The organism is Anatilimnocola aggregata, assembly GCF_007747655.1.
GTDB lineage: Bacteria > Planctomycetota > Planctomycetia > Pirellulales > Pirellulaceae > Anatilimnocola > Anatilimnocola aggregata.
The window spans coordinates 5,272,545-5,298,495 of record NZ_CP036274.1; the positions used below are offsets into that span (position 1 = coordinate 5,272,545).

Sequence of the window (25,951 nt, forward strand, 5' to 3'; positions counted from 1 at the left end):
GGGTTTAGTCTGCTTTCGTTGGTATTGAATCTCGAAAGACATTGCTCTTGCAGATCGAGATGAGAATGTCGCGCATGCCAAAGTCTTTCGCTTTGGCCTCCTCAAATAGTTCTTGCACTGCGAACCGATCACGGTACGTCAGGTGCCTGCCGATACCGTAGGATAACAAACGGCGGATCACGTTCCTGGCGATTTCATTTTTCCGATCCTTAAGCAAGTGTGCCTTGAGTTCGCGCATCCCGTTGACTTCCGGGCCGTGCGGAACGCGGGACTTAGCATCGACCTCGACGACGTTGATCGAGTTGAGATAGGCGTGGTAGCCGGCGAGGTCGATGTGCTGTTGGGCGTTGAAGCCGTTGACGCGCATACCGTCCTTGGGCACCTTGGGCTGATGCCTGCCGATGGCGTTGTACTCCTCGAACGGGATACCCCAAGGATCGAGTCGGAAGTGACAATTGTTGCAGGACTCGACTGTGCGGTGCTTTTTCAGGAGTTGGGCAATCGAGAGTGCCTGCTCCAGCGACGCCCCGGCTGAGTCGCTAAGTGCCGGGACCTCGGACGGGGGCGGTGCAACGGTGTCGCCCAGGATCGCCTCGCGCAGCCAGACCGCGCGGTAGATCGGGTGCGGAGCCGTGCCCGTGCCGTTGCCGATCAGCACTGAGCCGTGCGTAAGCAAGCCGCCGAGCTGATGCTCGGGCTTGATCGGAACCGGGCGCATGTTCATGCCCTTGACTCCCTCAACGCCGTAGTGCTTTGCGAGCCGTTCATTGAGGTAGGCGAAATCCGAGTCCACGACATTGAGAACACTCGCGTTGCTACGGATCAACTCGCCGACGAAGCCGACGGTCTCCTGTAACATGTAGTCGCGCGTCGATGGGCGGTAGGGCATCTCGGTCCCGGCCGTCTCGCCGATCGGGACCCGATACAGGAACCGTGGGTAGAGCTGGGTGTTGATCGGGACGGTCAACGTCTTTTCGATGCTCAGCCACTGGAGCGTGAAGTCCTCAACAAACTGCAGCGCTCGCTCGTCCTTGAGCATCCGCGACACCTGCCGTTCGATCACGGCAGGGTCAGTGAGCTTTTCTTGCGCCGCGAGCTCAAGCAACTCCCGGTCGGGCATCGACGCCCAGAGGAAGTACGAGAGGCGGGAGGCCATCGCGTAGTGCTCCTCCGTCGCCGGGTCCGACTCCGTGTGATACAGGAACCGCGGCGCGATGAGTACCTTGGCAAGGGTCTCGCGCATCGCCGCCTCAAACGTCTCCATGCTCGGGCGGATCAGGCTGTAGATTTTGGCGAACCGCTCGACCTCCTGCTCGGTGACAGGCCGCCGGTAGGCCCGGGCCATGAAGCGCCGCAGCACAGCACGGACGTAGGCGAGCTCGTCGGTGTCTCGTAGCGGCGAGTCGAACAAGATTTCGGTGTGGTGCTTGGGCGGCCACACGTCGGTCACCGGCGCTTCAAACTCGATCCAGTTGACCACGGCACGCGGCATCGTCATCTGGCGGGTAAACGCATAATGTTGGCCATCGTTAAGCGTACCGTCGTCATAGATCACGTTTACCCTCATAGTCCTCTTATCAATATGCTTGCCCTTATTGACTCCCTTAGTTTCTAGTTCCGTTGAGAAGGGGTGGTTCTCAATTCGGCCGCGGAACTCGAAGTTCTTAGGCTCATCGGGGCTGTTATTGAGCGTGAATGTTGCAATGTTTTTGGATGCTTTTTCGTTGTGGTCTCCGCCCTGGTAATCGCCCATATTCAATTGAAGGGTCGCTTCGTCGTGCCCGGCCGGCGGGATCGCAGATGCCGAGAACCGAAGACGGAACTCGCCGTGCCTTGGAGCGCCACTCAAGCTAATTGCTTTACCCGAGAAGGCGGTTATCTCGTCCTCACCAAGCCCCTTATCACTACCGACGGCGGTCCACTCACCGCGCCACTTGAAGACCTCCGGCTTCTCGCGATCAACGATTGCAGCACGCATCGCCTTGCGCGCAACCTCCAGGTAGCGGTCCAGTTGCTCCGGGCCGATCCGCATCAGCTCGGCGGTGTTGTTAAAGTGGTAATAGTGCTTTGGGTCTTCGGGCAAATCGTCGATGACGTCAAACTCGAAACCCAGCAGATCGCTGATCGTGTTCTCGTATTCGACGTTGGTCAGCCTGCGCGTTCTCGCTTCGCGTTTCTCGGCGCTGGCCTTGAGTACGTAATCGCGCATCCCCGACTCGATCCAATGCTTCACCGCTTGGGTCTGGGCCTTAGTGGGCTGAGACTCGTCGATGGGCGGCATCTCACCGGACTCGAGCATCTCCAGCACAGCCTCCCACTTCTCGAGCTCCTGCCCCTTCGACAAGTCGCCATCGAGCGAGTGCAGCGTGATCTTGCCCTTGCTTTTCTCCGGCCCGTGGCACTTGACGCAGTAGGTCTGGAAGAACGGGCTGACGCCGTCTTGGAATCCCGGCAGACCTGGGGCGATGGACTGAGCGTCCCCTTCCTTGGCAGCGACGGCGCGGTTCTTGCCCAGCTCGTCCGCAGCCTCGGACTTGGCTTGCCACGCAGTTCCGAGGCAATGTGCAAGGAAAAACAGGACTGCAGTAGTTGCAACGTGTGTTTGTCGGTTCATGAAGGCATTGTAGTCTACTGATGGCCTAATTGATCGACCACGGACAAGCGGCTCCCCGAGGGGAACAGATTGCGCAAAAGCATTCTCTTTTGCGAGTGCTGTAACCGTTTTCTGAAAGACTAGTTGCTGCGTTCGAGACCCTTTCGGTCTAGAAAATCGAGAGGAACCGTCCACGGAATGAACCTCGCGGAACTAGCAGTGATGACGACGACGGACGTTTATATGGATTGTTCGCTGGCTGCGCGAGGAACTTAAACGGCGCCGACCGCTCCAAATTGGCGGTCTGAACTCTTCCAACATCGGGCTTTCCAACAAGCGTTAGCTTGCGCACGCCCGAACCTTCCCTTAGGTCGACTTTTCGAGTCTGACCCAAATCAAGCTGGGGCTGGCGGTGCTCTCAAAGTAGTAGACGCGGTTCGCCCCGATGGTGACTCCGACGCTCGGGTTGACCATCTTGTTCGGCTCGTTGGTTGCGAGACTTCACTTCTTGAACCAGCCGAGATCGACAAGGAAACCTTCGGCATCAGCGAGCGTCTCGTCGTAATACTCGGCGCGACGGAAGAAAGTGTGTCCCGCACCGTCGTAGCCGACCAGTTTGCACTGCCTTTCTGCCTTCTTCATCGCACTCTCGAACGCGACGACGGAAGCGTAGGGAACCGTGGTGTCCTCCCTGCCATGAAGGACCAGGGTCGGCGGCGTGTGCGGGCCGATGTGATGTGTCGGCGAGATCACCTCTGCCGCCACGCCAAATCGTTTGACGCTGAGCTTCCCTGGCCTGACCCCTGTGGGTTGCCAGCCCGCGATGGGAGCGAGCGTGGTGGCAGGGTTGAAGAGGATCATGGCGTTCGGACGTTCGTCGCTGCCCAAACCAGTGATCGTGCCGGTGGCGGCGGCGAGGTGACCACCGGCGGAACCTCCGGAGGCGGCAATCTTGTCCGGATCAATGCCGAGACGCTGAGCATTTTCCCGGACCCAGGCGATGGCGGCCTTGGCGTCTTTCACGCATTCCACCACTTGTACGCCATGCCGGGACTCCACTCGGTAGTCGGCGGTGATGGCGATCATGCCGCGATTGGCGAAATGCCGGGCCTGCTTTTCGAACTGATCCGGTGAACCCCCATGCCAACCACCGCCAAAGAAGAACACAATCGCGGGCTTCGGCGTCTTGGGGTCCGATTCCCCGAAGATCCAAAGCTTCAGCTCGGTGGAGCCGATCTTTCGGTACGTCTCGACGCGGGCGTCTTTCAATATAGGAGGATAAGAAGACCGAGCGAAAAGCGGCGCGGCGACGAGGCAGAGCACGAGAAAGACGATGGATTTCCGAGGGTATCGGTGTTGAAGTATTGGAGTTGGGTTCTGTTCACGATCATTCATGGTGGTCCCTCGGGTTTGTTGCCAGTGAATTTACGTTGGCGAGTGTTGGGGCTTGCGGCTCACGGTGTGGTCGGTTTCGGCAGCGCGGGCTCAATGCTGGCAACCACTTGTTTGGCCAGCACGGCGGAACCTCCTGGCGAGAAATGTACGTTGGCACGCAGTTGGATCTGCTTCAACTGCGGCAGTGCAAACGTGTAGAGATCGTCAATCGCGACGCCGTTCTCGTCCATGATCTTCCTGGCGATGGCGTTGTAGGCGAGGACATCGCTGTTTTTGCGACCGGGTTTCAAGTCGCCGTCCGGCACGGGCGTTGTGGCGCACCAGATCAGCTTCGCGTTGGTGGCCTTAAGTCGGCTGACCAGTTCGCGGAGGTTTTTCTCGTAGTCTTCGGGAGACACAAAGTTCTTGCCGTCAGTGCCGAACTTGAGATCGTGGAGACCCCAGTTGAAATGGATCAAATCCCATTTGCCGTCACCGAGCCAGGCCTTCAGATTCTCCAAACCTTTGGTCGTCTGCCCGCCGTTTGTCGGGATGCGATGGACGTTGGCCTTGCCCGCCAGCAGCTTCTGCACTTCGGGTGTGTAGCCTTTGGAGATGGAGTCGCCGATGAGCAGCACGCGTGGCAATTTCGGGTCGCCAGCCGGCTGGCCGCGCTTTCGAGCATGGGCGGGCCCCGCCAAAAAAACGGCGAGGACTAAGGGGATAATCAGCGCAAAGAGTTTCATGGTTCTGGGTTTCATTGTTGGGCTTTTGATTTTCTCTTCTGCTTGGCTTTTGGAGCCCTACTTATCATCGGTATCACTGGTCTTTCAACATCGCGAGGTTCGCTTCCGCAAACGCCTGGCCCATGAGCGCGAACGTCTTCGCGCAGCCGAGGTAGTGATAGCCAGCGTTGGAGGCTCCGCGTGTCCACTTGGCGGCCTCCTCTGGCGAGATCACTTCGGCTTCATACTTCTTGAGATATTCCTTCTGCTGCGCGTCGGTCATGGTGCCGTCCTTGTTCGGGCCATTCTTGCCTTTGTTTTTGAGAGTGGCGGCCATCGCTTTGATTTTGCCGCGTTTTTCATCAATGGCCGCAAGTTCCTCGGCCCAGAACGGCGCGGTCTCCACGGCGGCAACGTTTCCTTTGAACTCCGGTAACGCCGTCGGCGCAGCCATCGCCTTGCGGAAGGCGATCGTGCTTTCGTTGGCCTTCAAGCCGCCAACACCGAGCACGCCGATGACGAAGGGCATTTTCGGCGCGGACAAATCCTTGCGTACATCGCGGATGAAGTCTGCCATCCACTTGCTGTAATTCGTGTAGTCACGCGTCTTGCCGTCCTGGCCTGTCGGATAAGTGTTGCCGTCCACGAGGTCGTTGAAGCCTTGCAGCCACACGAAGCCCGAGATTTCGTAGCCAGCCGCAGGGTCATAAGCCGGGCAGACGCGCTTCGGGTCTGCGAGCACTGATTTCACATGCTCGACCATGTAGCGGTAGAAGCGTCCGGTCTCCTTTGCCTTCAACGCTTTCTCAGCGGCGATGTCCTTCCCCTGTTTCTGCATTTGCGCGAGCTGCGCCTCGCTGAACTCGTAAGGCCCCGCGCTCGGCGGGCGAAACTCGGTGTTCAGGCTCCTGCCGCCCCACGCCGTCTTGATGATGAGCACAGGTTCCTTGAGCGCGGCGTCCATCGTGAGGCCAAAGGTAAATTCCGGGCCGATTTTCCCGCCGTCCTCCGTCGGCTTATCGCCTCGCGCGCCGAAGCCTGCGGTGAGCTTGCCGATTCCCTCGCCATTGGCGCTGCCGTCATACCTGCCGGTGAAGTAGGAGATCCAAACGTGATCGCACACGCGCGGTTTGCCATCTGCACCGCGCATTTGCTGCAAAAGCGGTGCGGTGGCCGGATCGTCGCCGATGTAGTCAAAGGTCTCGATCTTTGCATGCCCCTCCATGTTCGATTGACCGGCAAGAATGAAGACCTTCAGAGGTTTTCTTTCAACCGCGAGTAATTGGCCGCATACGAGTACAGAGAGCACAACGAGAGTGGGGATAAGTTTCATGGTCTGAATGGCTATAACTTGTTGAAACACGAGGAAAACTATCTCTTCACCGCGCGAACCAGTCGATCGAGATTGGGAGTCTTGAACTCCGAATCGGCAACAGCCCGAGCGGCCATAGCAGGTTGCTCATTTCTTCCCTTTCCCTTTCTTCTTCGGCGAGTCGTTTTTCGTCGGGTCGTCCGGCCCACCGCCGAATTGCTTCCAATACAGTTCTTTGTAAGGATTGACCTTGGGCCCAACGGCGTCTTCATTGACCAGTAGCGGCTGCACGTCGGTCCACCAATCGTCGTAGGCCGAGCGGAGCTTCGCAACCTCGTCAGGATGCTTGTCGATGACGTTGGTCGTTTCGCCCCTATCGGCTTGCAGATCGTATAGCTCCCGGTCTTCCACCAGCCGGAAGCGGCTATCGCGGATTGACGAGCTCTTGTGCTTCGACTGGGCCACTTGCCCTTTGGCCCAACGGCCGACATGGGTGACCAGCGTAAGATCCGCCCATTGGGCATTGGGATCTGCCAACAACGGCAGCAGACTTCGCCCCTCCACTTGTTTCTGCAGGTCGGCGCTTAGCTTAACGCCGGCGAGTTCAGCCAGCGTGGGGAGGATGTCGATGTGCGCGGTCAGTGCGGAGCAATCAACACCTGCTGCGAGCTTACTCGGCCAGCGCCAGAACGCCGGCGAGTGCGTGCCGCCGGAATACATCGAGCCTTTGCCGGCGCGATAACCGCCGCTATACAGTCGTGTGTGCGTGCCGCCATTGTCGCTCATAAAAATCACGAGCGTGTCGTTTTCGATGTCCAACTCCTTGAGCTGTGCCAGCACCTTGCCGATGTTGTCGTCGATGTTCGTGATCATTGAGTAGTAGGCAACATCGCCAGCGGCCAGTTGCTTGCCGCCGATTTCTTTTCCTTCATAGAGCTTGTCGTACTGCGCTCCGGGACTAACCAGCGGCCCGTGCGGAGCATTCGGCGTGATGTAGGCAAAAAACGGAGTGCTCTTGCTCTCGCTGCGATTCGCCTTGATCCACTTCATCGCTTGCGCGAAAAACAGATCAGTGCAATAGCCCTTCGTCTTCACAAAAGTGCCGTTGTGGCGAATAGCGGGATCAAAATACTTGTTGTTCGGCGCATCACCGCAACTGCCGGGATAAGACTGACCAATGCCGCCGGCGCCATGAATGAACACTTCGTCGAATCCGCGATTCTGCGGCTGATAAGGCTCTTCGTCGCCCAGATGCCATTTCCCGAAGATGCCGGTCGTGTAACCGGCCGACTTCAGAACCTGAGCTAGGGTGATGGTCGTGAGCGCCATCCGCTCGCGTTCGTTGATCGTGTGCGTGACACCATTCTTGAATTCATGCCTCCCGCTCAAGAGCGACGACCGCGTCGGAGCGCAGGTTGGGCTGACATGAAAATCCGTGAAGTGTGTGCCCTGGGCATACAGCCGGTCAAGGTTCGGTGTTTTGATCAGTGGATTGCCATGCGCGGCAATGTCTCCCCAGCCCATGTCGTCCGGCATGACCAAAACAATATTCGGCTTCGAACCCGCCATGGTCGCGCGATCGGCGGAGGCCGCGCGGTTATTCGCGCCGAGGACAACACTCCCTACGAGGCAAGCGAGGAGCAGATGAAATGACATTCCTTGCCGAAGCATAGTTGTCTCCCAAAGAGTTAAATGCGATTTCGGAATGGTCCCAGTTTAAGCAACGAAGATCGTCGACGGAGCGATGGACTTACGCCGGAGCGCTCACTTTGCTGCTTTCTTTTTGTTGCCTTTCTGGGGCGCTCCTTTGGCAGGTTCAGGTTCATCGTGCTTGCCGAATTTGGCACGCCGATCGCGTTCGTGACGGTCCGTCGCAGCAAACGTCCCTTCCTGAACCGGCTGGTGAGCCTGCCTGGCCAGGTCAGTCAACTTAGCGAGCACCGCGGGCTGCGCAGCTGCCAGATCCTTGGATTCGCTCGGGTCGGTGGACAGGTCATACAGTTCCCAAGATTGCGCTGCGCGCGGACGAACCGCGCGCCAATTGGCTTGCCGGATTGCGGTCCAGCCGTTGATCTCCCAATAGAGATAATCGTGCGTCGCCTGCTTGCGGCCTGCGGCTGATTCACCGATCAACTCGGGTAAGATCGAGAGGCCATCAATACCAGCGGGTGCCTTAGCTCCGGTAACTTCGGCAATCGTGGGTAACACGTCCGGAAAATAGCCCAGGTGTTCGCTCACTCGCCCGGCCGGCATTTTGCCGGGCCAACGAGCAATGAAGGGAACCCGAACGCCACCTTCATAGAGCGTCCCTTTGGTGCCCCGATACTCGACTCCAGTCTGGGGGTGCTTGTTGGCCAGATGCAGGCCGCGAGGATGTTCCGCGGATTTGAAGTAATCGTTGCCGCCGTTGTCGCCACTGAAAAACACGAGGGTATTCTGCTCGATCCCGAGCTCCTTCAAGAGCGCCAGCACTTCACCGACCTGCCGGTCCACGAGCGTGACCATGGCAGCATAGCGGCGGGCCAGCTCGGACCACGGCTTGTCTTTGTAAATTGACCAGGCGGGATCTTCGTCCGGAATGTCGAAATTACCGTGCGGAGGCGTATAGGGCAGGTACGCCAAAAACGGCTGCCGGCTATGCTCACGGATGAACTTCATCGCCTCGCCGTGAATGACATACTGCGAGTAAGTCTTCCCTTGGCTGCCGCCGTTGTTACCCGCCAACGGGACCTCTTCGCTATTGCGGATCAGATAGGGCGGGTAATAAGTGTGCGCGTGGACTTGATCGTAGTAACCGAGGAAGACATCGAATCCGTGCTTCTCAGGCACGCCGGTCGAGTCGCGGCCGCCGCAACCCCACTTGCCGAATCCGCCCGTCGCATAGCCCAGCGGCTTTAACATCGAGGCAATCGTTTCCTCCTCGCCTCGCAAGGGAGTCCCGCCGCCATTCGCGCGCACCGACGTATGTCCGCTATGTTTGCCGGTCAGAAAGCAACAGCGGGTTGGCGCACATACAGAGGAACCAGCGAACAAATTACGGAAGATGATTCCCTCGGCCGCCATCTTGTCGAGGTTCGGCGTTTGGATGTTCTTGCCACCCATGAAGCCTGGTTCGTAGTAACCGAGTTCATCCGCCATGATGTAAATGACGTTAGGTGGGGAAGCTGCCGTGGTGTTTAGCGCGATGACAGCGCAGAGCGTAATCAGGAAGAGTGAGGAGAGCGTTTTCATTAGTCGTCCTGTTTGCTGGACCAGATGAAAGTGAAGTCGAATATCGATGAGCTGTGAAGGGATTTGGGCGGAACACCACGTAGACCCAGTTGCAACCGACTTGTCTGATCGACGGTGGCTAGAAATTCCAGCTTCGTTTGCCGCTTTGGGAGTTCAGTTCAATCCAGTCGACCTCAACCGGCTTGCTACCAGCCGGAAGATAGAGGCGCAAGACTCCGGATTCGCCGCGCCGGGCGGGGATCTTCAGTTCGCGCTCCGTCCAGGTATGCTCCTCTGCTGCAAAGGCTTCCGACTTCCTCGCAGTTTTCGCATCGCTACCTGGAAGCCATTCAACCCAACCTTTGCCACTTCCACCGCGCATGCGAACCACCAGTTTCGCCTCGCCATCGAGAACGCCAGGAGCAAAACCGAAGAAAGGGGCTTCGCTCGTACCGTTGACCGTCGCAACCCCGTCTGCAATACGGACATCGCACCCCCGTGCTTTCCAACCTTGTAATCCAGGGATCGCTCCTGGGTCGTTACGCTCGTTGACCTTTTTGGGTGCTGTCCGCTGGTCGCGGGCTTTGGGTTTCCCGATGTCCTCTGGCCGATACATTGCTAGGCCCCGGTTTCGCGTCGGCGAGATTGTTTGTCTCGCTGATGTCAGCACGCAAATCGTACAGCAGATGATGATGCGACTCTTTGTCACCACCATGAAAGATGCGAATCAGCCTCCAATCGCCGCGATGCACCGAGACTGAAGGTGGCAGCCAGTCTGGCACGGGTGGTGAATGGGGAAAATACTGAAAGAGCGGGCGATCGGCGAACTTCTCACCTTTCAAAACTGGCAGGATGCTCATGCCATCGAACAGCTGCTCCTTCGCGGGCGAAATACCTAGGCCATCCAACAGCGTCGGATAGTAATCTTCACTCTGGAGCGGAACGGCGGTCTTCGAGTTAGCCTCGACCACACCGGGCCAGCATACGACACATGGCACTCGTGTCCCGCCCTCGAACATCGTTGCTTTCCCGCCCCGCAGCGGCGCATTGCTGGTCGGCACCGTGTCGTCCAACTCGCTATACATGTTGCCGCCGTTGTCGGACGTGAAGATGATGATCGTGTTATCGGCGAGCTTGAGTCGATCGAGCGTGTCGAGCAGCGTCCCCACGGCATCATCCATGCTCTCCACCATCGCGGCATAGGTGGGACTACGCTGAGGATCTTTCGGATTCACCCGGCCACGATGTTTCTCAATCAAATCCCGCTTGGCATCAAAGGGGGCATGAACACTGAACATCCAATAGTTGAGGAAGAACGGCTCATCTTTGTGCTGTTCGATCCACGCCGTCGCCTCCTTGGCCATGCGGTCTTCAATATGCTGATGGGGCACGTTGGGATCGGGGTCGAAATCCTTGAACTTCCAAGGCGCTACATAGCTCCCAGCAGGTCCAGGCCCAGGATGATGAGGAATATCGACGTCGAATCCATGTTCCCGGGGCGAATAGGGTTCGTGCCCCAGATGCCACTTACCGAAGTGCCCCGTCGCATAGCCTGCAGCCTTGAGCGATTTTGCCAGCGTGGCATAGTCCGTTTTCAGTCGCGTCACTGTTTCCGGCTGGACTGACTTGGCAGAGGGCGGCGCTGACACTCCCGCAGTGGCCTTCAAAACGACTTGGGGAAGATGGCAGTTCGGTGTCGTGATGCCGGTCCTGGCCGGGCTCAATCCAGTCAGAATTGCCGAGCGGGTCGGCGAGCAAAGTGGACTGGCCGAATATGCGTGCGTAAACGTCATCCCGCGTTTGGCGAGTCGTTCAAGGTTCGGTGTGTTGTAGAACTTCGTGTGGCCGTAGAGCGTCGTGTCTGCCCACCCGAGATCGTCCGCGAGGATGAAGACAACATTCGGTCGAGCAGATTCCTGCGCAAGGCCTACGGCGGATTGAAACACATACAGGGCGACGGCAAACAAAACATGTTTCATGGCAGGCTGCAAGGAAATGAGGCTAACGGGTTCGGACGCTGGTCGTAGCTAAATGAGTGTGGGACAACGCGTTTACTTCTTCTCCTGCTTCAGCAGTTCGACCATCCCCTTACCTAACGCCTCACCCACAAGCATGTAGGTCTCGGCGTTCTGGTTGTAGTGGTAGCCTTGGTTCTTCGGCGATATGTCTGCTTCACGCCAAAAGTCGCGTGACTCGACCGTCAGCACGTTCCCCTTGAACTCCGGGTACTTCCCCTTGTCGCCGCTGACAGCAAGCTGGGCCTCGGCGACGATTTTGTGCGGCCCCGCTAATTTCCAGCCGTCGAAACCGATCGTGGCGATGACGAACGGAGCCTGCGGCGCCGCAAACTCTTTGCGCAGTGCTTTGATGAGGTGCATCAAATTCTGTTCGTACCGGCTCGCGTACGGTTCGCCGCCATCCTTGTGCCCCTGCCACCAGACGAAACCGGCGATCTCGTAGCCGCGCCCCTTCCAGTGCGGGAACTCCTTGTCGAAGTTGTTCAGCACCCGGTGAACTTCGCCGAAGCAATCGTCGTACTGCTTGCCTGCGTACCAGTTGATGGGCTGAGGCTTCGATCCTGTTTCCCACTTCGCAGGTGAGTCCTTGTACCCCGCGTAGACATAGCCGTCCTGCTCAAACTGCTTGCTGCCGGGCGGCAGATAGTCCCAGCCCAATGAGCGGTTACCCTGCGATGCCTTGAGGAGAAGTACCGGCTCATCGTGATGGTCGCCCACCATGTGCCCGAAGCCAAGTTCAGGGCCGATATTGTTGTCACCGGCCCCACATCCAATGCTGAGCCACTTGTTCGCCGTCGCCGTGACCACGCCCTTGTACCAGACGTCGTCGCGCTGAACCCAGTTACCCTTCTTGTCGACAAGGTAAGGAAACTTGCCATCTTGCTTCACGACAGTTGCAAGTGTTCCCGAAATATCCGTCCGCGCCAGCCAGCCGAGTCCGTTCGCGTGTTCAGTCAGGTACGTAATCTTGAAGTGGACTTTCTTACCAGCCGTCAGCTTGAGATGCGTATAGACGGCATCCTTGCCAGGTTCATGGCGGTGAACTTCCTTGCCCTCCACTTCCATAATGTTGTGGGTGGACTCCACGTAGCCGGGGCGAAACTCGTAGACGCCGGTTGTCGTGATCTGAATGTCCCCACGCACGATCTGCGTTCCACCACCTGGATACGGCGTAGGATTGGTGCCGCCGAAGCTCTCCAGCTTGAGCGTCTTGACTGGTTCGAGCTTGTCGTAGTCGGTCTTCGGATCGTACTTACCGGAATACACCGACAGGATTGGGTCGATGAACTCCGCTCCCCAGCGACTGCCGCCACCCGTCACCTGGCCGATGCCAACCATGTTGGACTGCCCAGAGAGGATGTAGACCTTGACCGGCTTGTCAGTGGCAAAGACGGACGCTGTCGCCCAGGCCGAGGCCCAGAGGACCGTTTGCGTGACGATGAGACAGCAACGCTGGATGTTCATGGTTGTGACTTTGGGATTAGTGTCGATCGGAGGTCAATGAGAAATTCGATAAGCGATTTTAACATGACCGTGGTCAGAACTTGGTGAGTTGGCATTTCATCCAGCATTAAGCCGCCACAGCGTGAAGTTCAGCATGGCCGCGAACCCGAGCGGCTATTCTCGCGGCAAATCCGGTTCAAACTTCAGAAGCTCCGGATGCGAACAGAACGGCGATGCGGGTAGTCCGTCGCGATTGTAGAGGCGGCAGTGCTGCGGATTGATTGCGTAGGCGTAGCGCACGGCTGCCGGACGTGGCACACGCTCGTTGCGGACGATGACTGTCGTGCCGCGAATCGTCGCGTCGGCTGGATGCCAGGTTCCTGCCTGGTCCGCCAACTCGAAGTGCGTTAGCGAGATCGCCCGATCTTCTTTGGGTTCCGCGAGACCGTCCTTGCTCGCCGTCATTAGGCCGCTCTCTGCGTACATAAAGAACACAACGGCCCGGCCGTCCGCGATTTCCACACGGTCAAACAGCGGTCCGCTGGAAGGGACTTTTCGTCCGTATTCATCGACCAGAGCCAACCGCGCGAGTCGCTCCCCTACATCGAACTTGTTCGGCGGGTGAATGTCCCCGTGAAATAGATCAATGGACACCGCCATTCCCGTGTGCGGCAGACCCATGCTCAGACGCTGCTGTTCGCGCAGATACGGCCAACCGGCCCGAGCGCCGCTGCCGGGAAGCTGGACGAAGTAGACGGGAAGAGCGTCGTTCCCCAATTCGGTTCGCCAGCCGGTGATCAGCGCCCGCATCTTGTGTCGGTAGTCGCGTGGATCTTCGCCATCGCCACAGTTCGATTCCCCCTGATACCAGATTGCGCCGCGCACCGCGAACCGATTGATCGGCGCCAGACGCGAATGAAACAGTCGTCCCGGCAGCCAATTCGCATCGCGGGCTCGAACGCCGCCCGGCAGTTTCCAGATGCCGAGCAGATCTTCTTGATCCCCCAATTCCAACTCTCGCAGCAGTGTGGGGTGGGACTTGAACGCGGCGCGGGGGATGAACGGTTCGATCGGAGTTCCTCCGCGCGACGTATCGACGATTCCGATCGGAACGGCCAGTTCCAACTGCAATTTTCTCGCGAAGTAGAACGCGGCCGCTGAGAACCCGCCGACCGTATTCGGCGAGCAAACAGACCAACCGGCTTTGACCGGAATATCTTTGGTTGGCACCACTGATTGCGGCTCGTCGATTCGCCGGAAGCGAATGGTGGGAAGTTTTGCGGCTGCGATGTCCGCTTCAGCCTGTGAGAAGTGCTTGGCCACTGCCTGGACGTTCATAGCCATATTGGATTGGCCGCTCGCGTGCCAAACATCCCCGACAACGACGTCGGCGACGACTACGGTCTCGCCATCACAAGCCGCAACAAGTTTCCGGGCCTCGTCACTCGCTGCCAACGGCTTGAGGATCGCCTGCCACGTGCCATCGTCGTTCACTTTCGCTGTGATAATTTGGTCAGCGAACTGAACCGTGACGACTCGGCCTTTGTCGGCCCATCCCCAAACCGGGACGGGGCGTTCTCGCTGCAACACCATGTGATCGCTGAAGATCCCGGCCAACTTCAGTTCCGCGTGCGCAACCGGGTAGCCGCTGATCCACACAAGGATGGTCATCGTCGCGAGGCAAACGCGAATAGCCCGGTGCCTGACTGTTTTCGAGATCGTGTGCATAAGACGTTTCCTCCCGGTGTGCGTTCTCTGGAAAGCGAATACGAGTCGATGCCTCAAAGTCGCTTGATCCACGTCGAAACGTCGAGCACTTCGCTCAAGAGCATCTGCTGAGCGCATAGGATGGACCGGTGGAGTTCCTCGGCCGTCACCTCACCCGCCGAGTTCGATAGCGCGAGCGTTCCTGTTGCGTCCCGTAAAAACTCCACCTTCAAGCCGAGGTGAACCGCTTGTCGGGCTGTCGTATCGCAGCACATGTGCGTCATGTAACCTGCAACCGTGACAGTGTCGATTCCCTGTTCCCGTAGCCAACTTTCCAGTAGCGTGCCCGTGAAACTTCCCGGCATAGTCTTCTCGACCAGGAGTGCATGGGGGCGTCTTTTGACCTCTGGATGCAGTTCCCAGCCCGGAGTGCCCTTCTGGAAGAACGGCATGGCCGGATCCGGAAAGTGATGCTGCACGACGATCACGGGCACCCGGCCTGCCGCTGCATCCATCGCAGCCAGTATCTGTTCCAAGTGCCCTGCGGGGTGCGTGATCGGCAGCGCGCCGGTGAAGTATTCGTTCTGAACGTCGATCACGAGGAGAGCGCGACTCATTGGAGGTTCCCGGGCCGCTTCGATGGCGGCGAATAGGCGTTGGACGGAACGAACGTGTGGGCGATCTTGCGTCGAACCAGAGTTAATAGCAAGTCGCTGGATTGTAGCCTGCCAACTCGCGACCATTCCTTTTAGGAGTTGATTCGCCAAATCGTGAAGTTCAGCACGGCCGCAAAGCTGACCCAGGCTAGGTACGGCAGCATCATTGAACCAGCGACGAGAGATGACCGAAAGAACGCCGCCGTCGTCGCCGCGATCGCTAGCCACAGGAGCACGATCTCTGCAAATGCCCAGCCAGGCTGATGAAGTCCGAAGAAGATCCACGACCAGGCGATGTTCAGCGCGAGTTGCAATGCGAACAGCGTCAGTGGCGTCGAGGCGGCCGCGAAACCTGCCGGTCGCCAAACGAGCCAGGCAGCGACCCCCATCAGGATGAAGAGCATCGTCCAGACCGGCCCGAAGATCCAGTCGGGTGGGTTCCAGGACGGCTTCTCAATCGTCCGATACCAGCCGTCAATTTCAGGCGTGGTTGCGATGGCTCCGAGAGCAGCCGCACCGAGGCAGATCGCGATGAAGATGACGAGGCCTATCCAGCGGGTGCGGTCCGTCAACGCGTTCTCCTTGGTCTCCGGCTAGTTTACTTCTGAGCCCGATACTAACTTACCTCGTTGCCGTTCGCGATGTTTGGGGCTACGTATTGTCGGTCAGCCTTAGCTCAGCGGGAGTCGGTGCTAACTCGTCGCCGATCCAAACTGTGGCGTCACACCAAATCAACTTACCCAATTGCAGGATGGATCAGGCCCGATGAACTGGGATGTTATTGTCGTCGGAGGCGGCGGCAGCGGGTTGGCGACGGCCGTCAGTGCGGCTGAGCATGGCCTGCGGGTACTGTTGCTCGAAAAGCAGCGAAGTCTGGGTGGAACCACCGGCATCGCGGTTGGGTCGTTTACTGCGAATCACACGGAGTTTCAAGCGCGTGCAGGAATCGAGGACACTGCCGAGGATCACGCACACGACGCCGGTCTCTTTGCTCCGGCCGAGATCGAAGAGCGAAACAATCGTGAGCTGAGGCGGTACTTTCTGGATCACGCTGCGGAGACGCTCCAGTGGTTAACTCGCCTCGGCTTGAACTTTCATGGCCCGAGTCCAGAGCCGCCCAATCGAGTGCCCAGGATGCACAACGTCGTGCCAGGCGCCAGAGCCTACATCACCACTCTGCAAACTCGCTTCCAGCAACTCGGTGGAGTGATCCTGTGTAACGCCGGTGTGGAGCGTCTCGTTTGCCAAGATCACCGGATTGTGGGCGTCGTTGCAATTCAATTCGGGAAAGAACAAGAGTTTCAAGCGAGACGGGGCGTGGTCCTCGCGGCAGGGGACTACGCCAACTCGCCGGAGCTGATCAAGAATTTCAAGGGAGATCGGTTCGCGGAGATCGAGGGAATCAATCCCTTCTCAACCGGCGATGGCCACCGTCTAGCCGAGCAGGCAGGGGCGCGCCTGATCAACATGGACGTGACCTACGGTCCCGAGTTGCGTTTTGTTCCCCCGTCCCGTCGATCCTTCCTCAACCTGCTGCCGACCGGAGGTATTGCGACGAAGCTGACGGGCTGGTTGATGCCCTACGTGCCCAAGTTCGTCGTCAACGCTCTTATCCGCTGCCTGTTAGTCACCTGGCAGCACCCGGAGAACGCCCTGTTCGACGACGGCGCAATCCTCGTTAACCAACTCGGACGCCGATTCTGCGACGAACGGGACTCACCCAGTCGTGAAGTCGCCATCGCTACACAACCGGGAAAGTTGTGCTACATCCTGCTCGACCAGCGATTGATTCAGCGGTACAGTGCTTGGCCGCATTTCATTTCCACGGCCCCACAAATTGCCTATGCCTATGTCGATGATTACCTGCGGTTACGTTCCGACATTGCGGTCCGCGCTGGAACGCTAGAGGCTATAGCGAAGCGGCGCGGTATCATCGCGTCGTCGTTACAAGAAAGTATTGACTCACTCAACACGCAGAGGCGCGAAAGCAAGATAGCCCCCCTGGAGGGCCGCGATTGGGTATTGCTCGGACCGGCCAAAGCCTACTTCACTACCACCGAGGGAGGCGCGGCGGTCAATGAGCGATTCCAAGTGCTGAATGACCAAGGGACGCCGATCGAAGGCCTATACGCAGTGGGACAGAACGGTCTCGGCGGTCAAATCCTGTGGGGACACGGTTTACACATTGCCTGGGCAATGACCAGCGGAAGGCTGTGCGGCAGAGTCTTGGCAGGGCTGGCTGAACCACAAGAAGCACGGGACTAATGGATTCGTGATGGCACATCAACAAGCCGCTACTCGTTCTCAGCAGAGCGCGGCACCGGTCGCACTTTCCAACTACCGCATCCGGACATTATGTCCGGATGCAAATACATCAATGGGGTCACTCGTGGCAAATCAGGTCAGCGGAAGCAACACAAGAACGTCGTCCCCGCGATTGCCAGCCATAGGATCACGACCTACGCAATCGCCCAGTCACCCGGGAAGAACCAGGGGGACGCTGGCCACGACTACAAACGCGAATTCCCTTTTCCTGGCGTGCATCAGTTGAATCGCATCAGTGTTCGTGATGATGCTGCTCCAGGTATTTGCGAGCGCGGTCAGAGTCTTCGGCGCGGACCAGCAATCGGATTTCCATGCTGATAATGCCTGTGAGCCCCGCCTGGTTCTCCCCGTCGATTTCGCATTTGATTCCCTCACTATGCAATGCAGTCCGTAGAATTTCTGCTTCAACGGCATTATTGGTCGAATAGACGGACACTAGTTCATTTGGTGCTTGCATGATGGGCGATTTCGCTGCTTGGTGAAAAGGATGATAAGAGTACCCGCTGGAAATCCCAGAGGGTCGGGGTGAGCAAAGGAAAGCCCCGCGTTACGTGCCTGTCGTTCATTTCCTTAATCGGTGTTTCACGCCGGACGGGACATCTGCGGCGACCCAATGGGGCGGACTCCGCGCTGGCTTGGCGAGCGTCTTGTGCCTGGCTTCGATTTCCGGTGGCGTTGCAACAGCCCCGCCGCTCGCGCCGAGGCAGCCCACGATGAGCATTGCAAGGCGCAATTCCGGCGACCTGAAACAATTCACTTCTTCCTCAGCCCCTCCAGAAACTCAAAAACTGCCTTCGTCGGCTTGTCTCCCTCCACGCCCAAGTCTCGGTTGATCGTGCCGTGGTTCTTACCCTCGCCCGGCACGACCGTAGCATCGACGCCCACATCTTGAAGCGCCTTGGCGAACGCTTCCGATTGCGCTGCTGAATCAGGGCGATCGCCCACATGTAACAGGCAGAACGTCGGAATGCTCTTATCCTTGGCGACGTAGGTGATTGGAGAAAACTCCTTCTGGCTCTTCTCGTCAGCTCCGAAGACGCTGGTATAGGTCGCTGCTTGCTGGCCCCCGACACTGGCGACTTGCTTGGGCACATCGTAGGCCGCCGTATCGACCGGAATGCAGCCCTTGATTTTGGCGAGCGAAAGACCCTCGGATTTCAGATAGCGGTCGTCTGTGCAAACCAACGCAAATGTGCCCCGGCAGAATGCCCAGCCACGAAGATCGAGTCTGGATCGCCGCCATTCTTGGCAGCGTGACCGTGAACCCACTTGATCGCCTTGGCGATGTCGGCGGTCATTTCCTTGACCGTAACCTGCGGGACGAAGCGGTAGTTCACCGACACGAAGATGAAGCCCTTGTCCACGAATGCCTGCGGCTTAGTTTGGACGTTGCCCTTGTCGCCATTTCGCCAGCCACCACCGTGAATCCAGACAATGATCGGGTGGTCCTTGCCCTCGGCCGGAGCATAGACATCGAGCGTGTGCCGCTCGTTCTTCGGCTCGGCATAAGCGAGGTCACGATGGACCTTGGGTTCGGCGGCGAGGAGCGGGGTAGCGAGAAGGATGACCAGGGCGGCGTATTTCATGGTGAAGTTCCTGTGCCGGGATTCTAGCACGGCAACATCAGACTCGCCCCCGCAGAGGACGCGTCAGGCAGCAACTTCATCGCCTTTGACGACGACCAATCGCCGCACGAATTCCCCATACTCACCCTTCATCGGCAAGTCGAAGTCGCTCTTGATCCGGCGACGACGTGCGACAACCTCGGTCCCGGTGATTGGGTTGCGGGCAGGCTTATCGTATTGCTCCCAATACAGGCCGACGCCCCGCTTCTGCCAGTTGGGGACATCATTGAAGTTAAGGCCATGCTGGAAGAGCAGTTCGTTCTTCGCACTGACCGACAAGCCATCGAGCCGTGATGTAGCCTGCTGCTCACTCTGGCCCTGCTTGCGGAGCGTCCAGTAGCAGTAGGCACTGAGTGCATTGCGAGCCGCATCCTCGTTTCGCCAACGGAAGTAGTCCACCACCAACTCGACGTTGGGAAGTTGCGAAATGCGGCAATCGAATGTGGCGACCTGACCGAGCAGCAGGCTGAACTTGGCGCTCGCCTCAGCGGCTAGGGTCGAGTTGTACTTGCGGAGCTTCCTTCCAAACTGCCTCTCGTTCAGGGCAAAGAGCAGCGAGATTTCGTCACTCTCCATGTACCCGTAGATCACCTGGAACCCGCTGATCATCAGGGATTCAGTCGTGGCGATCATCATGTCTCGAAACCGCTCGTCGAAAGGGGCCTCGAACTTGCAGACCTCCTTCGTCAGCCGGGTGAAACTCCGACCGTCGAGCCGAGCGACCATGAAGATGCCCGGTAGCACGCAGTAATCGGCTGCCGTCTCGAAGACACGCATTTTCTCATCAAGCTCGTCAAACGTCATCTCGCCACCCATCCACGGTGAAACCGCCTTCCAGCAGTCGGACATAGAACAATTGGTCGAATCCTTCGTCAAAGGTTGGCAATTCGAGCTTTTTCGCCGAAGACAGAATCGCCACATCGGGAACCCGCTGATCGTCAGGCCGAGCAGCGTTGCGCCGTAAGCATTCCTCAACCTTCGAGCAGAAGTAGTAGCCCGTGATCGTGAACCGATTGGCTTTCGCAGCTTCGATGTAGGCGAATCGCTCTTGCTTGGCTGGGTTGGTGTTGTCGATTACGAAACGCTGCTCGGTCGCCAAACACAGGTCGAGCAGGCGTTTTTCCCGGTGACGGGTCCTGAGCAAGTCGAGGCTGATGCGGACATGTGAGTTGAAAAGCCGCTCCTTGAAGAAGGACGACTTTCCCGATCCCGGCACGCCGATGAAGAGGACCGCTTCCATAAAAGCTCTCGATCTGGAAACGAAGAAACCCACCGACTTATCCAAAGAGGACGGGTCGGCGGGTGAGGTTCATTCCCTAAAAGTATTCGTCCCGGTTCGCCCCGTCAAAACCGGCCTGACGTAAGGCAGCATCGCTTGAACAACTTGCTGCTGCCGCAAGGGCAGAGGTCGTTGCGACCGAGCTTTTCCTCCAACAAATTCTCGCCGTGGACGATGCGGACGCCTCATTTCACCTTCGATTCCGAAGGGAATCCTCGGCGGCGTTTACTCATGTGCGTGAAAGGAGTGTGCGTCGTTGTAATCGTGGTTCTGCATGGCGCACCTTCCTTTCTGGAGTTGGGTTGTTCAGCAGACACGGGTTGGGCGGGAAAGGTTCGGTGTCACCCTTCCTCAGCTTCTGCCCGCAATTTCTCCTTCTCCTGATCCGACAATTCTCTCCAATCGCAATCCTTCAACCCCGCCGCCATCGCCCACAACAGGTTCAAGCTGGCCTTAGGCTGATTTGCTTTCAACAGCCGATAGGCCAGTGTTGGTCCAAGGCGTTCGAGTTCCGAAATCGTCGTGATGCCGACCTCACGCAGCCAAACGCCGCTTGTGGGGCCAAGGTTACGCAGGTTCTCGATTGGCTCGCTCAGGTCGCTCTCGGTGCAGGAGAATCCAACATCCGAGAACTTGGACTCCAATTCAGAAAGATGCTGTCCGGTTGCGGTGTGGACAATGACTGCCTGATTCCGCCCGTCACTTTGAATCTTTCTGACACCGTGACCGAATCCCTTGAGCCGACGCCGGGCCTCCGATGGGCTGACGTTGACGAAGAGATGAGTACCTTTCGGAGTGGCCATCGTTCGTCACCTTCCAATCCTCGGCAAAAACCTTCCCGTCCTCGCCATGTAATCTCGATACTCCTGGCCGAATCGCTCGATCAACATCTGCTCTTCCTTGGGCGTCCGAATGGCAAGTAGAGCCAAGACCGCCACGCTGCTGACGCCGATCAACCAGTTGGCGGTCAGCAGGGTCACTGAGGCCATGAGCAGGGCCGCTGTAACGTAGAACGGATGTCGAACCCAGCGATACGGCCCGTGCGTCACCAGCTTCGCCTCGGCCCTCGTCACCACAGTGTCGGTGAGGTTCTTGCCCAGGCTCGATAGCGTCCAGTACATCAGCAGCGAGCAGAAAACACCCGTGCCGACACCAATCCAGCGCAGCCATTCCGGCAACGGTAGGGCTGCCCACTGAAAGTACGCAGGGAAGAACAGATAGCCGAAGGTGCTAATCCAGAGAACTAGACCAGCCAATCGCAAAACGGTGGCGAACAGGTAGCCTTCATCCTTACGGGAAATCTTCTCGCCTGACTTCGCTGCCTGGAGCCGGTAATACACGGTCACCGCCATCGTGAGGACGATCACGATGACCAGGGAGATGCGGAATGGGTTTTCGTTTGGCATCAGCCCAACTCATCCCTCAGTTCTTTGTCGAGGATCGCAGCAAGTTCCCGAAGCAGGCCAGCACCATCGCCTCGGAAGGCGCTGCCGTGCTGGCACGCGAGCGTTGTGGGGTTGAGCGCTGCCAGACGTTCCAAGATCACAGCAGTCTTGGTGGAATGGGCGTAGTAGTCCATCGGTTTTCGCATCGCTTCGCTGGCCGTGAGGATTTCGGACTCGGTGACGGGTAGGGTTTCTGCACCGGGCTGGGTGAAGAGGTCGCCGCACAGAAGAGTCCTGGTCGTCTGGTCGAACAACACGCCGCAGTCCCAGCCGTGGGGAACATGCGGCGTGTCGATCCACTGCCATGTCTTCTGGCCGGTCGAGAATGTTTCGCGATCGGCCAGACCTCTGCCTGGGCGGTCAGCAAGATCGTTGAGCGAAGTCATCACGCTGACGTGGCTGGCAAATGGAACGGCGCTTGGCGCAGCAGCCAGGAACTCGTTCATTGCACCGGCTTCATCGCCTTCAAAGTGCGAGTAGCCAATATGACGGATGCGGTCGAGTGGAATTACCTTCGAGATCGCCTCCGACACGAATGGGAACAATCGCCGCCATCCCGTGTGGAAGATCATCGGCTCGTCGTCAACGATGAGGTACTGGCTGAGATTGAAACCGCCCGGAATGGCGTCGATCCGCATCGGCGTGTTGATGCGGTAAATGCCCGGCGCAACCTCGTCGATCCTTGTTCCGGTGTGCGTGTTCGTCAGCATCCGTCTTCTCCTAAGAACGTCATCGGTCGTTGGCCTGCCACCACAGCTTCTTGAACACCGGCTGCGGCCCTGCCCAACTCTTACTGCCAATCAGCTTCTCGCCCTTGTCGTGATACGCATGGAATGAGAGCAAATCGACGTTGCTCCAAGACGAAAGCGCTTCGCCGTCGATGGTCTTGAAGTCCTTTGGTTCCCACATGACCGTCTGCGACTCCCTGCCGCCAGTGAGTTTCACGACCGCAGTGAATTCCTTCTGTTTGCCTCGGTATTGCCGGAAGAAGTTCTCTGTTAGCACGATCACGAGTTCGTTTGGCTTCTCGGCTTGGACCTCGACCGTGAGGCGCTGCCCTGGCTGTCCTTGCCACTTTGGATCGGTCAGCTTTCTGGTCGAGAACTCCCAATGATGCGGGTTGTCGGGCGACAACCTATACCAGTCCCGCCAGCCATGCGTGAAGTCGTCAATCACCGGGTCGGCCTTGTCGGTGGCGGTTGCACCGTTGGCAGCGACATCCTTGGGAGCAACGGTATGCAGCATGGAACTGAGCGCGAACCGCTCGGTCGGTCGAGCGTGAGGTTCCGACTCGAACTGCTTCAACTTGTACACGACGTTGGCGAAGGCGAAGAGTGGCTTATCGACGCTCAGGATTGGCAGCTTGCCGGTCCAGAGCCGTTTACCGGCCTTCTTCGTTTCCGCTGACCGCCAGAATCTCGCTCTTGGATCGGGATCAACCGAGTAGTAGATGTGGACCTCGGCCACGTCCTGGGAGGAATCCGGCATGACCTTTAGCATGGGGATGGCATCTTTCGTCTCGAAGATCAAGTGCGTCTCCGGCGTCTTCGGGAAGGTAAAGCTCCCCTTGAGATGCTGATCGAACCAGAGTGGCCTGGTGACGGCAAACTCTGGTGTGAACCGATGATTCATGTGCGGTGTGAAGGAATACCGCACGTTCTTATGCGGGATCAACTCGCCGGTGCGGTAGGTATCGTCCATGATGCCGTGGAAGTCGTTCGTCGCACCCAGCCAAAGCAGTGGCGCCGTGATGTGCGGGGCGTAGGACTCGAAGCCAATGGTCGCATCGAACAGCTTCACGTCGCCGTTTGGTGTCTGCGGCCTGTACTGGGAAAGCAGAGGCCAAATTTGAGTGCGAAAGCCTGAGCCACCGACCGATGGAGCAGCGGCCTTCACACGGTTATCGCTCCCGGCAACGTACACAGTGAGATTCCCGCCCATCGAATGCCCATACACGCCGAGTTTGTCAGGATCGACTTCGGGTTGCTGCTCCAGAAAAGTAAGTCCTCGGCGGCAGCCGAGCGTGCGGAGATACCAGTTGTTGTTGCGGGGAGAGTCGAACGGATCGAGATACTTCTCGCCCGGCTTGAGATTGAAATATCCCGGTACGTTCTCCTGCGTCGGATCGACGGCTCCCCAATCAGTGTTCGGATCACCTGCCTTTGCTTCCTCCATCTCTCGCCCGCCCCAATTGATTGAGAGGCACGGATAGCCACGCCTGGCATAGAACTCGACTTCGTGCAGAAAGGCCCGCTGCCCGCCGCCGTGGAGATGGAGCAGTGCTGGCAGCTTTTTGACTTCCTTGGGGAAAGCGTAGAACGCCGCCATGCGAGCCGGTTTACGCTTGAATGCGCCGATGTGGTAGGTGACGTAGCGATAAACGATGCCGTCCTTCTGCCATTCCCGCACGACCTTGGTATCGAGTGCGTCTTTCCGGGGATCGAAGTCGGCAAAGAGTTCCTTCACTGTGGCTGGAGCCTTCGGCTCGTCGGCGAGAACGAAGGCTGGCAAGAAGAAGGTGATGCCGATCAGAAAGCTCCAATTCATGCTCTATTTCCTCCATACCGCACACCCAGCCAAATCGTCGGCTCGTGCGGCGTCGTCCAATCGACTCGGTGCTTTCTGAACGCCGCAATGTTGATGAAGTCTCCGGGCTTCATCTCCACCATCTCGTCCTCGAATTGCAACCTCGCCGCTCCCTTCAAGACGATGACCCATTCGTGCTGGGCTTGGTCGTACCAAGAATCTGGTGCTGAGGCGTGACCGTGGGAGATGATCCGCTCGATGCGCACGTCGGCGGCTTGGATGAGCGTTTGGACAACTTCCTTCGGCAAGTGCTGCGGGAGGTCATCAAAGATGTTGGTCACGCTCTCGCCGATGCTCTCGCTGCTCGATCCCAATCGCTGAAACCGAAGCACGTCTTGCCCGTCGACCTTCACCATCTCCAAGAACATCTCCTTGGGGCGGACCCAGAGTCCATGTTCGCCGTACTCCTGGCGATAGACGACCATTTCTTCCAGTGTCTCGCTGTGACGGGCTGTGCCGATGACCGTGTATTTGTTCCCCTTGTAGTGTCGGTAGCGACCGGGGGTGACTTCACTCATGCTTGCACCTTTCTCCGCAGAAACTCCACCAAATTCTCAGCGTCATCCGTCCCGATCCGCAGCGTGCTACCGTTCTTGAATCGAACGACAACGCAGGTCAGGCCCCACAGGTTCCAGACCCAACCGCCACGCAGGCTCATGTGGATGCCCCAGCCATCGAGCAACGTCGTCGTGCCAACTTCAACCTGCTCGATGTCATCGTACCGCACAGTTCGACGAAAGAGCGGCAAGGGGCCGAGGCTGATCGACAGGCAATCTCCTTCATCGGCCTCCGTCAGATGGTGAAACGACGCCGCCAAAACGAGGACGATGAGGCCGGTTACGGGAAAGAGCCACGCAAGCACTGGCTCCTGTCGCAACACCCAGGTAAGCATGAGAAAGTTGATCGCCAAGCCATACAGCAGCAGGCAAAGCGGCGCACGTTGAGTGTGGTGGTAGGTGGTCATTCGACTTTCATCGGATTCGCTGGTTATCGGGACCAAATTCAACCGGATACAATCAATGGAATGGGCATCTATTCACGCTTCGTTTTCCCGCTCCTTTGCGACTTCGCTCTCGACAACACTGTCGTGAATGAACAACGCCGCCAGTTGCTTTCGCAGGTTGAGGGAGCCATTTTGGAAATCGGATTCGGCACGGGACTGAACCTTCCCCACTATCCTGCTCAAACCCGCCAGATCACGACCGTCGATCCTAATGAAGGGATGAGTAAACGAGCGCAAAGACGCATCAAGGGGGCCCGGATCACCGTTGAACAACATCAGCAACGAAGTGAAATGATGCCCTTTGGCGATGGGGCTTTCGACTGCATCGTCAGTACGTTCACTCTTTGCAGCATCGCCGATGTGACCCAGGCAATTAAGGAAGTGTTTCGAGTGTTAAAGCCCGAAGGGAAGTTCCTCTTCTTGGAACATGGAATCAGTCCAGAACCCAACATCGAACGATGGCAGCGACGATTGAATGGCATTCAGCAATGGTTCGGGGATGGCTGTCACCTTGACCGTAACATGAAGCAGATCATTTCGGCATCACCGTTTTCTACGGTTGACTCGACTGAGGGTTACTTGGAAAAAATGCCGAAAACTCACGGATATGTGTATCAAGGCGTGGCGAGAAAATGATGGCTGACTATCGC

At 57.9% G+C, this 25,951-nt stretch carries 25 protein-coding genes; 2 read left to right on the forward strand and 23 right to left on the reverse strand.

Going from position 1 to position 25,951, the window contains the following annotated elements; all coding sequences use genetic code 11:
- Positions 1-4: 4 nt before the first annotated feature.
- The 11 genes from ETAA8_RS19635 to ETAA8_RS19690 all read right to left on the reverse strand — a co-directional run bounded on the left by ETAA8_RS19635 (position 5) and on the right by ETAA8_RS19690 (position 15,610).
- The gene (locus tag ETAA8_RS19635) at positions 5-2,614 is read right to left on the reverse strand and encodes a DUF1592 domain-containing protein (RefSeq protein ID WP_145092170.1); all 2,610 of its coding nucleotides are present in this window, start codon (positions 2,612-2,614) and stop codon (positions 5-7) included.
- A gap of 480 nt (positions 2,615-3,094) precedes the next feature.
- On the reverse strand, positions 3,095-3,988 hold the full coding sequence (locus ETAA8_RS19640; RefSeq protein WP_145092173.1) for an alpha/beta hydrolase: 894 nt from the start codon (positions 3,986-3,988) through the stop codon (positions 3,095-3,097).
- 59 nt (positions 3,989-4,047) lie between these two features.
- Complete coding sequence (locus ETAA8_RS19645; protein WP_145092176.1) at positions 4,048-4,713, reverse strand: SGNH/GDSL hydrolase family protein; 666 nt, start codon at positions 4,711-4,713, stop codon at positions 4,048-4,050.
- 73 nt (positions 4,714-4,786) lie between these two features.
- Positions 4,787-6,025 carry a sialate O-acetylesterase gene (locus ETAA8_RS19650; protein ID WP_145092179.1) on the reverse strand — a complete coding sequence of 413 codons (1,239 nt, stop codon included), beginning with the start codon at positions 6,023-6,025 and terminating at the stop codon, positions 4,787-4,789.
- A gap of 126 nt (positions 6,026-6,151) precedes the next feature.
- Positions 6,152-7,675, reverse strand: coding sequence for an arylsulfatase (locus ETAA8_RS19655; RefSeq protein ID WP_202921107.1), 1,524 nt, complete (start codon positions 7,673-7,675; stop codon positions 6,152-6,154).
- A 93-nt stretch (positions 7,676-7,768) separates the two neighbouring features.
- Positions 7,769-9,235 (reverse strand): arylsulfatase, encoded by a 1,467-nt coding sequence (locus ETAA8_RS19660; RefSeq protein ID WP_145092182.1) that lies wholly within the window; start codon positions 9,233-9,235, stop codon positions 7,769-7,771.
- A 518-nt stretch (positions 9,236-9,753) separates the two neighbouring features.
- Positions 9,754-11,193, reverse strand: a complete 1,440-nt coding sequence (locus ETAA8_RS19670; RefSeq protein WP_145092188.1) for a sulfatase — start codon at positions 11,191-11,193, stop codon at positions 9,754-9,756.
- A 72-nt stretch (positions 11,194-11,265) separates the two neighbouring features.
- Positions 11,266-12,696, reverse strand: coding sequence for a sialate O-acetylesterase (locus ETAA8_RS19675; protein WP_145092191.1), 1,431 nt, complete (start codon positions 12,694-12,696; stop codon positions 11,266-11,268).
- Between the two features lie 153 nt (positions 12,697-12,849).
- On the reverse strand, positions 12,850-14,403 hold the full coding sequence (locus tag ETAA8_RS19680; protein WP_238397426.1) for a sialate O-acetylesterase: 1,554 nt from the start codon (positions 14,401-14,403) through the stop codon (positions 12,850-12,852).
- 53 nt (positions 14,404-14,456) lie between these two features.
- Positions 14,457-14,999 (reverse strand): cysteine hydrolase family protein, encoded by a 543-nt coding sequence (locus ETAA8_RS19685; protein ID WP_145092194.1) that lies wholly within the window; start codon positions 14,997-14,999, stop codon positions 14,457-14,459.
- 131 nt (positions 15,000-15,130) lie between these two features.
- Entirely contained in the window at positions 15,131-15,610 is a 480-nt protein-coding gene (locus ETAA8_RS19690; protein ID WP_145092197.1) for a TspO/MBR family protein, read from the reverse strand.
- Positions 15,611-15,803: 193 nt separating this feature from the next.
- On the opposite strand from ETAA8_RS19690, the gene ETAA8_RS19695 reads away from it, so the two are divergent.
- Positions 15,804-17,303, forward strand: a complete 1,500-nt coding sequence (locus ETAA8_RS19695) for an FAD-dependent oxidoreductase (RefSeq protein ID WP_145092199.1) — start codon at positions 15,804-15,806, stop codon at positions 17,301-17,303.
- A gap of 292 nt (positions 17,304-17,595) precedes the next feature.
- On the opposite strand, the gene ETAA8_RS35940 is transcribed toward ETAA8_RS19695, so the two are convergent.
- From ETAA8_RS35940 to ETAA8_RS19750, 12 genes are all read right to left on the reverse strand, one after another.
- Complete coding sequence (locus ETAA8_RS35940) at positions 17,596-17,820, reverse strand: putative signal transducing protein (protein ID WP_145092203.1); 225 nt, start codon at positions 17,818-17,820, stop codon at positions 17,596-17,598.
- A 296-nt stretch (positions 17,821-18,116) separates the two neighbouring features.
- Positions 18,117-18,548: an alpha/beta hydrolase family protein gene (locus ETAA8_RS34770; RefSeq protein ID WP_202921108.1), complete on the reverse strand. Its 432-nt coding sequence runs from the start codon at positions 18,546-18,548 to the stop codon at positions 18,117-18,119.
- Positions 18,521-18,949 carry an alpha/beta hydrolase gene (locus ETAA8_RS34775; protein ID WP_202921109.1) on the reverse strand — a complete coding sequence of 143 codons (429 nt, stop codon included), beginning with the start codon at positions 18,947-18,949 and terminating at the stop codon, positions 18,521-18,523. The genes ETAA8_RS34770 and ETAA8_RS34775 overlap by 28 nt, the downstream gene beginning before the upstream one ends.
- A gap of 63 nt (positions 18,950-19,012) precedes the next feature.
- Entirely contained in the window at positions 19,013-19,837 is an 825-nt protein-coding gene (locus tag ETAA8_RS19710; protein ID WP_202921110.1) for a tRNA(His) guanylyltransferase Thg1 family protein, read from the reverse strand.
- Positions 19,782-20,228, reverse strand: coding sequence for an AAA family ATPase (locus ETAA8_RS19715; protein WP_145092206.1), 447 nt, complete (start codon positions 20,226-20,228; stop codon positions 19,782-19,784). The genes ETAA8_RS19710 and ETAA8_RS19715 overlap by 56 nt, the downstream gene beginning before the upstream one ends.
- A 104-nt stretch (positions 20,229-20,332) precedes the next feature.
- Positions 20,333-20,425, reverse strand: coding sequence for an SEC-C metal-binding domain-containing protein (locus ETAA8_RS35355; protein WP_315851575.1), 93 nt, complete (start codon positions 20,423-20,425; stop codon positions 20,333-20,335).
- Between the two features lie 183 nt (positions 20,426-20,608).
- Positions 20,609-21,070 carry a TfoX/Sxy family protein gene (locus ETAA8_RS19725; RefSeq protein WP_145092209.1) on the reverse strand — a complete coding sequence of 154 codons (462 nt, stop codon included), beginning with the start codon at positions 21,068-21,070 and terminating at the stop codon, positions 20,609-20,611.
- Positions 21,071-21,076: 6 nt separating this feature from the next.
- A complete protein-coding gene (locus tag ETAA8_RS19730; RefSeq protein ID WP_145092212.1) occupies positions 21,077-21,673 on the reverse strand; it encodes a methyltransferase family protein in 597 nt (198 codons plus the stop codon).
- The gene (locus ETAA8_RS19735) at positions 21,673-22,422 is read right to left on the reverse strand and encodes an oxygen-binding di-iron domain-containing protein (protein WP_145092215.1); all 750 of its coding nucleotides are present in this window, start codon (positions 22,420-22,422) and stop codon (positions 21,673-21,675) included. The genes ETAA8_RS19730 and ETAA8_RS19735 overlap by 1 nt, the downstream gene beginning before the upstream one ends.
- Before the next feature lie 19 nt (positions 22,423-22,441).
- Positions 22,442-24,259: an alpha/beta hydrolase family protein gene (locus ETAA8_RS19740; protein WP_145092218.1), complete on the reverse strand. Its 1,818-nt coding sequence runs from the start codon at positions 24,257-24,259 to the stop codon at positions 22,442-22,444.
- Complete coding sequence (locus ETAA8_RS19745) at positions 24,256-24,816, reverse strand: DUF1653 domain-containing protein (protein WP_238397428.1); 561 nt, start codon at positions 24,814-24,816, stop codon at positions 24,256-24,258. Before ETAA8_RS19745 ends, ETAA8_RS19740 begins: the two co-directional genes overlap by 4 nt.
- Positions 24,813-25,262 carry a hypothetical protein gene (locus ETAA8_RS19750; RefSeq protein WP_145092221.1) on the reverse strand — a complete coding sequence of 150 codons (450 nt, stop codon included), beginning with the start codon at positions 25,260-25,262 and terminating at the stop codon, positions 24,813-24,815. The genes ETAA8_RS19745 and ETAA8_RS19750 overlap by 4 nt, the downstream gene beginning before the upstream one ends.
- Between ETAA8_RS19750 and ETAA8_RS19755 the strand changes: the two genes are divergently transcribed.
- Positions 25,245-25,937 (forward strand): class I SAM-dependent methyltransferase, encoded by a 693-nt coding sequence (locus tag ETAA8_RS19755; RefSeq protein ID WP_202921111.1) that lies wholly within the window; start codon positions 25,245-25,247, stop codon positions 25,935-25,937. The genes ETAA8_RS19750 and ETAA8_RS19755 overlap by 18 nt on opposite strands.
- Positions 25,938-25,951: the final 14 nt, after the last annotated feature.

What these genes read in the sequence shown, in the direction of transcription:
- ETAA8_RS19635 (WP_145092170.1), bottom strand. Translation starts at nt 2,614, where the DNA reads ATGAACCGACAAACACACGTTGCAACTACTGCAGTCCTGTTTTTCCTT.
- ETAA8_RS19640 (WP_145092173.1), bottom strand. Translation starts at nt 3,988, where the DNA reads ATGAATGATCGTGAACAGAACCCAACTCCAATACTTCAACACCGATAC.
- ETAA8_RS19645 (WP_145092176.1), bottom strand. Translation starts at nt 4,713, where the DNA reads ATGAAACTCTTTGCGCTGATTATCCCCTTAGTCCTCGCCGTTTTTTTG.
- ETAA8_RS19650 (WP_145092179.1), bottom strand. Translation starts at nt 6,025, where the DNA reads ATGAAACTTATCCCCACTCTCGTTGTGCTCTCTGTACTCGTATGCGGC.
- ETAA8_RS19655 (WP_202921107.1), bottom strand. Translation starts at nt 7,675, where the DNA reads ATGCTTCGGCAAGGAATGTCATTTCATCTGCTCCTCGCTTGCCTCGTA.
- ETAA8_RS19660 (WP_145092182.1), bottom strand. Translation starts at nt 9,235, where the DNA reads ATGAAAACGCTCTCCTCACTCTTCCTGATTACGCTCTGCGCTGTCATC.
- ETAA8_RS19670 (WP_145092188.1), bottom strand. Translation starts at nt 11,193, where the DNA reads ATGAAACATGTTTTGTTTGCCGTCGCCCTGTATGTGTTTCAATCCGCC.
- ETAA8_RS19675 (WP_145092191.1), bottom strand. Translation starts at nt 12,696, where the DNA reads ATGAACATCCAGCGTTGCTGTCTCATCGTCACGCAAACGGTCCTCTGG.
- ETAA8_RS19680 (WP_238397426.1), bottom strand. Translation starts at nt 14,403, where the DNA reads ATGCACACGATCTCGAAAACAGTCAGGCACCGGGCTATTCGCGTTTGC.
- ETAA8_RS19685 (WP_145092194.1), bottom strand. Translation starts at nt 14,999, where the DNA reads ATGAGTCGCGCTCTCCTCGTGATCGACGTTCAGAACGAATACTTCACC.
- ETAA8_RS19695 (WP_145092199.1), top strand. Translation starts at nt 15,804, where the DNA reads ATGAACTGGGATGTTATTGTCGTCGGAGGCGGCGGCAGCGGGTTGGCG.
- ETAA8_RS35940 (WP_145092203.1), bottom strand. Translation starts at nt 17,820, where the DNA reads ATGCAAGCACCAAATGAACTAGTGTCCGTCTATTCGACCAATAATGCC.
- ETAA8_RS34775 (WP_202921109.1), bottom strand. Translation starts at nt 18,949, where the DNA reads ATGAAATACGCCGCCCTGGTCATCCTTCTCGCTACCCCGCTCCTCGCC.
- ETAA8_RS19710 (WP_202921110.1), bottom strand. Translation starts at nt 19,837, where the DNA reads ATGTCCGACTGCTGGAAGGCGGTTTCACCGTGGATGGGTGGCGAGATG.
- ETAA8_RS19715 (WP_145092206.1), bottom strand. Translation starts at nt 20,228, where the DNA reads ATGGAAGCGGTCCTCTTCATCGGCGTGCCGGGATCGGGAAAGTCGTCC.
- ETAA8_RS19725 (WP_145092209.1), bottom strand. Translation starts at nt 21,070, where the DNA reads ATGGCCACTCCGAAAGGTACTCATCTCTTCGTCAACGTCAGCCCATCG.
- ETAA8_RS19730 (WP_145092212.1), bottom strand. Translation starts at nt 21,673, where the DNA reads ATGCCAAACGAAAACCCATTCCGCATCTCCCTGGTCATCGTGATCGTC.
- ETAA8_RS19735 (WP_145092215.1), bottom strand. Translation starts at nt 22,422, where the DNA reads ATGCTGACGAACACGCACACCGGAACAAGGATCGACGAGGTTGCGCCG.
- ETAA8_RS19740 (WP_145092218.1), bottom strand. Translation starts at nt 24,259, where the DNA reads ATGAATTGGAGCTTTCTGATCGGCATCACCTTCTTCTTGCCAGCCTTC.
- ETAA8_RS19745 (WP_238397428.1), bottom strand. Translation starts at nt 24,816, where the DNA reads ATGAGTGAAGTCACCCCCGGTCGCTACCGACACTACAAGGGGAACAAA.
- ETAA8_RS19750 (WP_145092221.1), bottom strand. Translation starts at nt 25,262, where the DNA reads ATGACCACCTACCACCACACTCAACGTGCGCCGCTTTGCCTGCTGCTG.